Genomic DNA, 10034 nt, shown 5'->3' with positions numbered 1-10034 from the left:
CACGATCAACCCGGCGATCGCGCACGGCATCGACCACGTCGTCGGCTCCGTCGAGGAGGGCAAGCTCGCGGACCTGACGCTCTGGGACCCGCGGTACTTCGGTGTCCGCCCGAACCTGGTGATCAAGGGCGGCGCGATCGTCTGGGCGGCGCTCGGCGACCCGAACGCGTCGATCCCGACGCCGCAGCCGGTGCTGATGCGGCCCGCGTTCGGGGACGCGATCGGGGCGGACGTGTCGTACACGTTCGTCTCACCGGCGGCGCTGGACGACGGGCTCGCGGAGCGCCTCGGGTTGCGGCGGCAGCTGCTCGGCGTACGGCCGACCCGCGAGGTCACGAAGGCGGACCTGAAGAACAACGACGCGTTGCCGGCGATCGACATCGATCCGGAGACATTCGCGATCGAGGTCGACGGCGAGCTGATCGAGCCGGCGCCGGCCGCGGTGCTGCCACTCGCCCAGCTGTACGCGATGTTCTGATGAGCGCGCCCGAGCTGGTCGCGCTGATGCTCGCCGACGCCCGCCTGCCGACCGGCGGCCACACCCAGTCCAACGGCCTGGAACCCGCCGTCCGCGCCGGGCTAGGTGCCGACGGCAACCACCTGGAGGACGTGGCGGCGTACGCCCGCGACCGCCTCCGCACCGTCACCCGGGTAGAAGCCGCCACCGCCGCCGTCACCCGTCACCTCATCCTCCACCCCTCCCCGCCGAGTCGTGCGAAACGGCTCGACCCCGCTCCGCCGAGTCGTGGAGAACGGCTGGGTTCGGACGACCAATCCCCACGACTCGACGGCGGGCCACCGGGCCTGGCGGAGCTGCGGCGGGCGGAGCTGCGGGGGGTGGAGCGGGCTTGGGCTGGGCGGACGGGTAGTCAGGTGCTGCGGGGGGTTTCGCGGCGGCAGGGGCGGTTGTTGCTCAGGGTGGCGAGTCGCGTGTGGCCGGAGGTGGCGGAGTACCTGCCGGGCGATCAGGAGGTGCCGCGGCCGATCGTTCTCGGGGTGGTTGCCGCGGTCAACGGACTGTCGGCGGAGCAGCTGGTGCGGGTTGTCGGGTACGAGGACGCGCAGACGGTCGTGTCCGCGTCGCTCAAGCTGCTCCCGGTGGATCCGGCGGACGCGACGGCCTGGCTCGTGGGACTGCACGACGACATCGAGCGGCTCGTCAAGGACGTCGCGCCGCTCACCGACCCGGACGCGATCCCGGCCGGCGGCGCGCCGCTGATCGACGTGTTCGCGCATCATCATGCGACCGAAAGAATGAGGCTGTTCCATGCCTGACACCCGCTCCTTCCGGCTCGGCGTGGCCGGACCCGTCGGTACCGGCAAGAGCTCGCTGATCGCCACCGTCTGCCGCGAACTGTCCGCGGAACTCCGGCTCGGCGTGATCACCAACGACATCTACACCGACGAGGACGCCCGGCTGCTGAAGGCCGCCGGCGTTCTCGACCCCGCACGGATCCGTGCCGTCGAGACCGGCGCGTGCCCGCACACCGCGATCCGCGACGACGTCACCCCGAACCTGATCGCGGTCGAGGACCTCGAACGCGACTTCGCTCCGCTCGACGTGGTGCTGGTCGAGTCCGGCGGCGACAACCTGACCGCGACCTTCTCCCCGGCGCTGGTCGACGCACAGATCTTCGTCCTCGACGTGGCCGGCGGTGGCGACGTCGCCCGCAAGGGCGGACCGGGGATCGCGCGGGCGGACCTTCTGATCGTCAACAAAACCGACCTCGCGCCGTACGTCGAGGTCGACGTCGAGCAGATGGTGCGGGACGCCGAAGCGGCCCGTGGCGGCAAGCCGGTGATCGCCCTGTCCCGCAAGGACCCCGCCTCGATCGCCCGCCTGACGGACTGGGTCCGATCGATGCGGTACGCCGTACACGCCGGGGACCACACGCCCGTCGACCCCGGGCCGATGGCACCGCACTCCCACACCGGCGAGGACGGCGAGGTCGTTGTCCACACGCATTGAGTCCACACGCATTGAGGTGGTCGCCGATCCGGTCCGCGATCGTTGCGTACTCAGCACCGGTCACCTGTCCCCCCGCCTGCTCCCGGGCCGCCCCGGCGTCGTACGGGTCGCCCTGGTCGCGGCCGGTGCGCTGCTGCTCGCCGGTGACGAGGTCCGGATCGAGGTCGACGTCGCGGGCGCGGTCCGCCTGGAGATCGTCGAGCCCGCCGGAACCGTTGCCTACGGCATGCGTGGCGGCTCGGCCCGGTGGGACGTCGGCATCACGCTGAACGACGGCGCAAGCCTGCGGTGGTACGGCGAACCCTTCGTGGTCGCGGCCGGAGCCGACGTCACCCGGACCACCGCCGTACAGCTCGCGGCCGGCTGCACGGCCCACCTCCGCGAGTCCCTCGTCCTCGGGCGCCACGGCGAGGTCGGCGGCTCCCTGCACACGTCCACCCGGGCACGGCTCGACGACGAACTGCTGCTCGCCGAAGACCTCGACCTCTCCCCCGCGGCACGCCGCGGCTGGGCGGTCCTCGGTACGGCGCGCTGCCTCGACACCGTCACCACCCTCGGCTTCCGGCTACCCGACGACCCCCAGACCCTGCAGCTCGAAGGTCCGGGCTCCATCGCCCGCCGATTGGTCCACGAACAACACCAAAGCGGCCTGGCAACGCTCTGACCGCCGGCTGAGCTGCAAGAACCGAGCTACAAGAGCCGAGCTACAAGAGCCGAGCTACAAGAACTGAGCTACAAGAACGTTGACAGCAGCAAGGTCATGCCGAGGCCCATCACCGAGATGACGGTCTCCATCACCGACCAGGTTTTGATGGTCTCGCCAACGGTCATCCCGAAGTACTCCTTGACCAGCCAGAACCCGGCGTCGTTGACGTGCGAGAAGAACAGCGAGCCGGCGCCGATCGCGAGCACCACGAGCGCGATGTGCGTCGTACTCAGGCCGCCCGCGAGCGGTGCGACGATCCCGGCGGCCGTGACCGTGGCGACCGTCGCGGAGCCGGTGGCCAGCCGGATCAGGACCGCGACGATCCAGCCGAGCAGCAGGGCCGACAGGTTCGCAGCGATCGCGATCTTGGCGATCGCCGTACCGGTGCCGCCGTCCACCAGGACCTGCTTGAATCCGCCGCCGGCGCCGACGATCAGCATCACGCCGGCGATCGGCATCAGGCTCTCGCCGATCTTCTTGCTCAGCTCGGGGATGCCGAAGCCCACCGCGGTACCGAACGTGTACATCGCCAGCAGTACGGCGATCAGCAGCGCCACCACCGGGTCGCCGATGAACTGCAGCACCGGGTAGATCGCGTTGCTCTTGCTCATCCAGACGTCGGACGCGGCCTTGATCAGCATCAGGACGACCGGCAGCAGCACCGTGCTCAACGTCGCGGCGAAGCTCGGCGTCCGGGTCCGCGTCGTACCGGCCGCCGGCTGCGGTGCCGCATGCTGCGGGTCGTGGTGGGCGCTCTGGGTCACGTCCTGCGGGCCGTCGTGTCCGGGGTTGTGCTGCTCCGGCTCGGAGTCGTGGTGGCCGGAGCCGACCTCGAGCGCGGCACCGGCGGCACCGATCGGGACCCACTTCGCGGCCAGCCGGCCGAACAGCGGACCGGCCACGATCACCGTCGGGATCGCCACCAGCAGACCGAGCGCGAGCGTGATGCCGACGTTGCCCTTCAGTACGCCGATCGCGGCCAGCGGACCGGGGTGCGGCGGGACGAAGCCGTGCAGTACCGACAGGCCCGCGAGCGCCGGGATACCGAGCAGCATCGCGCGCGCACCGGTCCGCCGTACGGCCAGAACCACAACGGGGATCAGCAGTACCAGGCCGATCTCGAAGAACATCGGGATGCCGATGATGAACGCGATCAGCGCCATCTTCCACGGCAGGCCGCCGGGTTTGCCCCTCAGCAGCGTGTCGACGACCTGGTCCGCGCCGCCGGAGTCGGCCAGCAGCTTCCCGACCATCGCACCGAGCGCGATCAGGACGCCGACGTACCCGAGGACGCTGCCGACGCCGTTCTCGTACGACTTCGTGACGTCACCGGCCGCGATCCCGGACGCGACGCCGACGAAGAGCGCGCCGATCGTCAGCGACAGGAACGCGTGCACCTTCAGGGCGACGATCAGTACGACGATGATCGCGATGCCGACCACAGCCATGATCAGCACCCGGGTGTCGTGCCCGTTCCACGGCGCGTGCACGTCCGCCTCGGCCACCAGCGGAAGACCGACTTCGTAAGCGAGACCCATAGTTTCTCCACCGCTCTCCGGTCGCGACCCCCTCTTTCGCAGTCTGCCACCAACCCGCGGATTCCGCCGGGCGGCACGACGTAGTACTCGTGTTGCATGATGGTGCTGTGAGCACGTGCTGGTGTTGCGGTGCCGAACGCGACGAGCGTGAACTGGTCGGCCTGGGTCTGCACCCGGAGGTTCAGATCTGTCTGCGGTGCACGGTCGCGGTCCGGCAGCGGGGCCGCGAGCGTGAAGACCAGCTCCGGCCGACCCCGCTGACGAACCTGCGCTCCGGCGTCCGGCGTACGCGCGAGCTGGTGATCCGGCGCGGCTGGCACCGGCTGCCCGTCGTCGGAGCCTTCCTGCGGCGGCTCAACCGGCATCTCCCGTAGGCCGCTAACACAGGTGGTGGACCTCCTGCAGGGCGTAGACAGGCGTCGGGAGGTTCTCGTAGCGGGCCTTCAGTTGTAGGGAGAGGTACAGGGAGTAGTGGCGGGACTGGTGGAGGTTGCCGCCGTGGAACCAGAGTGATTCCTGTTGGGTCGGCTTCCACATGTTGCGCTGCTCGCCTTCCCAGGGGCCGGGGTCCTTGGTGGTGTCGGAGCCGAGGCCCCAGCACTTGCCGACGGCATCGGCCACCTCCTGGGAGATGAGGTCCGCGGCCCACCCGTTCATCGAGCCGTAGCCGGTCGCGTAGACGACGAGGTCCGCCGGCAGCGTCGTACCGTCCTCCAGTACGACGGCGTCCTCGGTGAGGTGGGAGACCTGGCCGTGCGCGAGCTTCACGTCGCCGTTCGCCACGAGTTCCGCGGCGCCGACGTCGATGTAGTACCCCGATCCCCGGCGCAGGTACTTCATGAACAGGCCCGACCCGTCGTCGCCCCAGTCGTGCCGGAACCCGGCCGCCTCCAGCCGCGCGTAGAAGTCCTTGTCCTTCTCGGCCATCGCCTGGTACGCCGGGATCTGGAACTCGTGCAGGATCCGGTACGGGATCGACGCCAAGATCAGGTCCGCCTTCTCGGTGGTCACACCGGCCGCGAGCGCGCGTTCGGAGTACAGGTCACCAAGGCCGTACTCCATCAGCGAGTCGCTCTTCACGATGTGCGTGCTGGACCGTTGCACCATCGTCACGTCCGCGTCGTGTTCCCAGAGCGCGCCGCAGATGTCGAAGCTGCTGTTGTTCGACCCGACCACCACGCAGCGCTTCCCGGCGTACGCGTCCGGGCCGGGGTGCGCCGACGAGTGGTGCTGGTCGCCGCGGAACACGTCCTGTCCGGGCAGGTGCGGGATGTTGGGCTTCCCGGACATCCCGGTCGCGAGTACCAGTTGCTTCGGATGCAGCGTCAGTTCCTGCCCGTCACGCTCGACGACAACGGTCCACTCGCCGTCGCCGTACGACGCGGACTTCGCGACCGTGTTCGACCAGTACGGCACCTCCATCGTCTTCACGTACGACTCGAGCCAGTCGCCGATCTTGTCCTTCGGCGCGAACACGGGCCAGTTGTCCGGGAACTTCAGGTACGGCAGGTGGTCGTACCAGACCGGATCGTGCAGGCACAGCGACTTGTACCGGTTCCGCCACTGGTCCCCCGGCCGCGGGTGCTTGTCGATCACCAGCGCCGGTACGCCGAGTTGCCGCAGGCGTGCACCGAGCGCGATCCCGCCCTGCCCGCCACCGACCACCAGCACGTACGGCTGCTCGGCCGACCCGAGCGTGTCCGCCTCGGCCTGCCGCTTCTCCTTCCACGTCTGCCGGTTCTTGTCGGCGCCGTGCTGCGCACCCATCGGCCGCCGTACGCCGCGCGGCTCCTCGTACCCCTTCAGCTCCCGCAGCGTCGTGAGCAAGGTCCACGCCTTGTCCTGCCCGTCCTCGTCCACGAGCCGGAGCAGACCGGCCCCACGCCCGACACCGGTCTCGAACTCGAACCACGCGGTGACCACCCCGTCCGCCTCGGCCGCCGGCTCGGTCAGCCCGAACCCGCTCGGGTCCGTGGTGTCGAGGGTGTTCGTCAACAGGTCCGTGACGCCGTCCGGGTTCTCGACGGTCTTCAGGTTCCACGTGAACGCGACCAGGTCGCGCCAGAAGCTGGTGGTCGCGAACAGGCCCGCCGCCCGAGGTACGTCGCGCGCCCGCAGCGCGTCCTCGAACGCGGTCAACCAGTTCGTGGCCCGGTCGTCTGCCGACTGCTGGGCGGTCGGCTTCTCCTCGGTCTGAGTCATGAGCTCAGGACACCGTTGTCCACCCGTCAACGGCCAGGGTTGCACCACGTTGCAGCGTGGCGACGGTCACAGTCCCGGCCTACGATGATCGGCAAGGCGGGAGGTCCCATGACGACAGCGAGTACGGCGTACGGGGCGATTCCGCCTGGCACGGACCTCACGCTGCGTGCACGTGAGCTGGTCCGGATCCACGACGCCGTGCTCAGCGGCGTACGGCCTCCGCAGCGACCGCGGGCTCTCGTCGCGCGCTCGTGGACGCGGGTGATGAGCCTCGGGCTCACGGCGGATCACGTCAACGCACGCCGCCCGATGAGCCAGGAGGAGCTGGTACGTCGTCGCAGTACGTCACGGCTCTCGCTGGTGATCGACGAGCTGCGACGGGTGCTGACCAGCGTCGCGGACGCCTCGCTCTTCCTGATGGTGGTGTGCGACGCGGACGGTGTCGTGCTCTGGCGGGAGGGTGCGCCGCGGGTCCAGCTGACCGCGGATCGGCTCGGGTTCCTCGAGGGCATGCTGTGGACCGAGCAGGTGGTCGGCACCAACGCGATCGGTACGGCGCTCGCCGAGGCCGCGCCGGTGCAGCTGTTCTCGGCCGAGCACTACGAGAGTCATCAGCATCCCTGGTACTGCACCGCCTGGCCGATCCACGATCCGCGCGACGGCACGCTGCTCGGCGTCGTCGACGTCAGCGGACCCGCGCTGACATTACATCCGGCGATCGCCGCGCTGGTGGAAAGCGCCGTACGGCTGTCCGAGGCGGCGCTGTGGCGGCACCACCGGGAGCGGCTCGAAAGCCTCCGGCGGTCGACCGAGGCGGTGGTGAGTTCCACCAACGGTCCGCTCCTGGTCGTCGACGACCACGGGTGGGTCGCCCACCACGCCGGCATCGCGGCGCGCGACCGGATCGACGTACCGCAGGCCGACCGGGCGGTCGCCGTACCAGGACTCGGCCTGTGCCTGCCCGAACGCCTCGGCGACGGCTGGCTGATCCGCCCGCGCGAAGCCGGGGCCACCGTCCGGGCCCGGTTGTACGCCGGGCCGGAGCCGCGCCTCGAAGTACTCCGGGACGGCGAGCCGTGGCGTACGTCGCTGACGCCGCGGCACGCCGAGATCCTCGCCGCCTTGACCGCCGCCGGACCGCGCGGGCTGACCGCGGCCGAGCTCAGCACCCGGCTGTACGGCGACGCGCACCACGAGGTCACGATCCGCGCCGAGGTCTCCCGCCTCCGCCGAGTCGCCGGCGCCCTCGTCTCCACCCACCCCTACCGCATCGCTGCCGGCGTCTCGCTCGACGTCGCCGGCTGAATCCGCCGCGGCCCGACGCGTGGATCAGCGCAGCGCCCTGAAGTACCGCCAGCGGTAGAACTGCTGCGCCACCAGCGCCGCCGGATAGATGAGCGACCTCAATCCGAGCGCCGGCCGTGTTGTCGGTCAGGGCGCGGTTCGGCAGGGCGGTTCGCATGGCGCAATTGTCCAGTTCCTGACGCGGGGCTGGTGTTCGGGTGGTGCGGCGGGGAAGGGTTGGTGCGTATGACGGACAAGGACCGTGAAGCGACCGGGTTTCAGGAGCAGGCGGCGTACGACGAGTCCATCGATCTGCGGACGGACTTCGTCATGGTGTACGGGCTGAACGACACGACGGCGGAGCGCATCGGGCGGTGGCGCGAGGCCGGGTACCGGGTGCATCTGATGACCGGGATCTCCTGGGGGACGTACCAGGACTACCTCGACGGGCGGTGGGACGGGGCCGAGCACTGGGACGAAGCGCAGACGGCCGCGGACGGGAAGCCGATCCTGCACGGCGAGAGTACGGACATCCCGTACATGGTGCCGACGTTCGGCTTTACGGAGTACCTCGTGCAGAAGCTCCGGCCGATCATCGGGCTCGGCGTGGAGGGGGTCCATCTCGAGGAGCCCGAGTTCTGGGCGCGGGCGGGGTACTCGGAATCCTTCAAACGCGAATGGCAGGCGTACTTCAAGGAGCCGTGGCAGCCGCCGCACAGCACGCCCGAGGCGCACTTCCGTTCGGGCCAGCTCAAGCAGCATCTGCTGTCCCGCAGCCTCGACCGGGTCACGTCCGTACTGCGTGACGAGGCGCTCGCGCAGGGACGCGAGGTGCATTTCTACGTACCGACGCACAGCCTGCTGAACTACACGCAATGGCAGATCATCAGTCCGGAATCACGCCTCCGCACCCTCCCCTCGGTCGACGGCGCGATCGCGCAGGTGTGGACCGGTACGTCCCGGACGCCGAACGTGTACGACGGCAAGGTCGCCGAGCGGACGTTCGAGACGGCGTACCTCGAGTACGGCATCGCGCAGGACCTGACCCGCGGCACCGACCGGCGGCTGTGGTTCCTGCACGACCCGATCGAGGACCACCCGGACCGGACCTGGGAGGACTACCTCGCGAACTACCAGCGCACCCTGGTCGCGTCGCTGCTGCACCCGGGCGTCTCGCGGTACGAGGTCGCGCCGTGGCCGCACCGGATCTTCAACCGCCCGTACCTGCGCGAAGGATCCACCGAGCGCTCACTCATCCCGCCGGAGACCGCGACCAGCTACCTGATCGCGATGAACACCCTCCGCGACCTCGACCAGCCGGACGTCCGGTGGGCGCACGAAGGACCGCGGGTCGGCATCGCGCTGTCGGACACCGCGATGTTCCAGCGTTGGTCGCCCGGCGGTGAGAGCGGGCATTACGACGGGCTGCAGGACGCACTCGCACTTGAGGGCCGTGAGCAACTACATTTCTCCGACTTCTACGGCCTCGCGCTTCCGCCTTTGTACGAAGGCCAACGCGTCACGCCCGTACAGCTGGAGAGCGTGATCGACACCCCCGACGCGCTCGACGACATCGACGTACTCGTGCTGAGCTACGAATTCCAGAAACCGCTCGCGCCGAGCATCCACTACGCGCTGGCAGGCTGGGTGAACCGCGGCGGCAGCCTGCTGTACGTCGGCGACGGCGCGGACCCGTACCACGAGATCCGCTCCTGGTGGACCGGCCGCTACGACACCTGCGCCGACCACCTCGCCGAATCCCTCGGCGCCGACCGCAACCGCAACGACATCCAGCCGATCGGCCGCGGCCACGTCCGCTTCGTCGCCTCCCGCCCCGCCGACTTCACCACCAAACCAGCCGACCTCATCACCCCCCTCCGCGAACTCACCCAAGCCGCCGGCCACACTTGGCAACCGACCAACTGGCTCGCCGTCCAACGCGGCCCGTACCTGATCGGCGCCGTCCTCGACGGCACGCACGTCGTCGACGGCACCTACCTCGACCTCCTCGACCCCCACCTCGGCGTGGTCCACCACCGCGAGCTCACCGCCGGAGCCCTCACCTGGCTCCGCGACCTGACGTACGACGACGCCACCCTCCTAGCCTCCGCCGGCCGCATCGTCGACTACCAAGAGACCGACACCACCATCACCTTCACCTGCGAAGCCCCCCAAGGAGTCCAAGTCATCACCGCCCTCCGCCTCCCCACCGCGCCCATCTCCGTCACGGTCAACTCCCACTACAACCCGACGACGCACCTCCTCCACCTAAACCACCCCGGCACCCCCACAGGCACCCCCATAACCATCACCCGCTAACCGCCGAGTCGTGTCT

The 10034-nt window shown here is 69.7% G+C and carries 9 protein-coding genes; 7 read left to right on the top strand and 2 right to left on the bottom strand.

Translation table 11 applies throughout. The features are described 5' to 3' along the window. From VFF46_RS22320 to VFF46_RS22305, 4 genes are all read left to right on the top strand, one after another. On the top strand, positions 1 to 478 hold a 478-nt coding region (locus VFF46_RS22320; protein ID WP_325039127.1), incomplete at its 5' end, for an amidohydrolase family protein. Then, positions 478 to 1275, top strand: coding sequence for an urease accessory protein UreF (locus tag VFF46_RS22315; RefSeq protein ID WP_325039126.1), 798 nt, complete (start codon positions 478 to 480; stop codon positions 1273 to 1275). The genes VFF46_RS22320 and VFF46_RS22315, both read left to right, overlap by 1 nt. Then, positions 1268 to 1969 (top strand): urease accessory protein UreG, encoded by a 702-nt coding sequence (gene ureG, locus VFF46_RS22310; protein ID WP_325039125.1) that lies wholly within the window; start codon positions 1268 to 1270, stop codon positions 1967 to 1969. Before VFF46_RS22315 ends, ureG begins: the two co-directional genes overlap by 8 nt. Beyond that, complete coding sequence (locus tag VFF46_RS22305; protein ID WP_325039124.1) at positions 1953 to 2633, top strand: urease accessory protein UreD; 681 nt, start codon at positions 1953 to 1955, stop codon at positions 2631 to 2633. Before ureG ends, VFF46_RS22305 begins: the two co-directional genes overlap by 17 nt. A gap of 68 nt (positions 2634 to 2701) precedes the next feature. Here the strand turns inward: VFF46_RS22305 and VFF46_RS22300 are convergent, their stop codons facing one another. Then, positions 2702 to 4123 (bottom strand): SLC13 family permease, encoded by a 1422-nt coding sequence (locus VFF46_RS22300; RefSeq protein ID WP_325039128.1) that lies wholly within the window; start codon positions 4121 to 4123, stop codon positions 2702 to 2704. Between the two features lie 197 nt (positions 4124 to 4320). Here VFF46_RS22300 and VFF46_RS22295 point away from each other — a divergent pair, with 197 nt between their 5' ends. After that, positions 4321 to 4587, top strand: coding sequence for a hypothetical protein (locus tag VFF46_RS22295; RefSeq protein WP_325039123.1), 267 nt, complete (start codon positions 4321 to 4323; stop codon positions 4585 to 4587). A 4-nt stretch (positions 4588 to 4591) separates the two neighbouring features. Here VFF46_RS22295 and VFF46_RS22290 read toward each other — a convergent pair whose 3' ends face one another. After that, complete coding sequence (locus tag VFF46_RS22290) at positions 4592 to 6415, bottom strand: NAD(P)/FAD-dependent oxidoreductase (protein ID WP_325039122.1); 1824 nt, start codon at positions 6413 to 6415, stop codon at positions 4592 to 4594. 108 nt (positions 6416 to 6523) lie between these two features. On the opposite strand from VFF46_RS22290, the gene VFF46_RS22285 reads away from it, so the two are divergent. Then, positions 6524 to 7720, top strand: a complete 1197-nt coding sequence (locus VFF46_RS22285; protein WP_325039121.1) for a GAF domain-containing protein — start codon at positions 6524 to 6526, stop codon at positions 7718 to 7720. Positions 7721 to 7945: 225 nt separating this feature from the next. Next, positions 7946 to 10018, top strand: coding sequence for a hypothetical protein (locus tag VFF46_RS22280; protein WP_325039119.1), 2073 nt, complete (start codon positions 7946 to 7948; stop codon positions 10016 to 10018). Positions 10019 to 10034: the final 16 nt, after the last annotated feature.

It is taken from the genome of Kribbella sp. (assembly GCF_035655035.1).
Classification (GTDB): domain Bacteria; phylum Actinomycetota; class Actinomycetes; order Propionibacteriales; family Kribbellaceae; genus Kribbella.
Note: the sequence above shows the minus strand (reverse complement) of the source record. Positions and strands in the feature narration are given on the sequence as shown.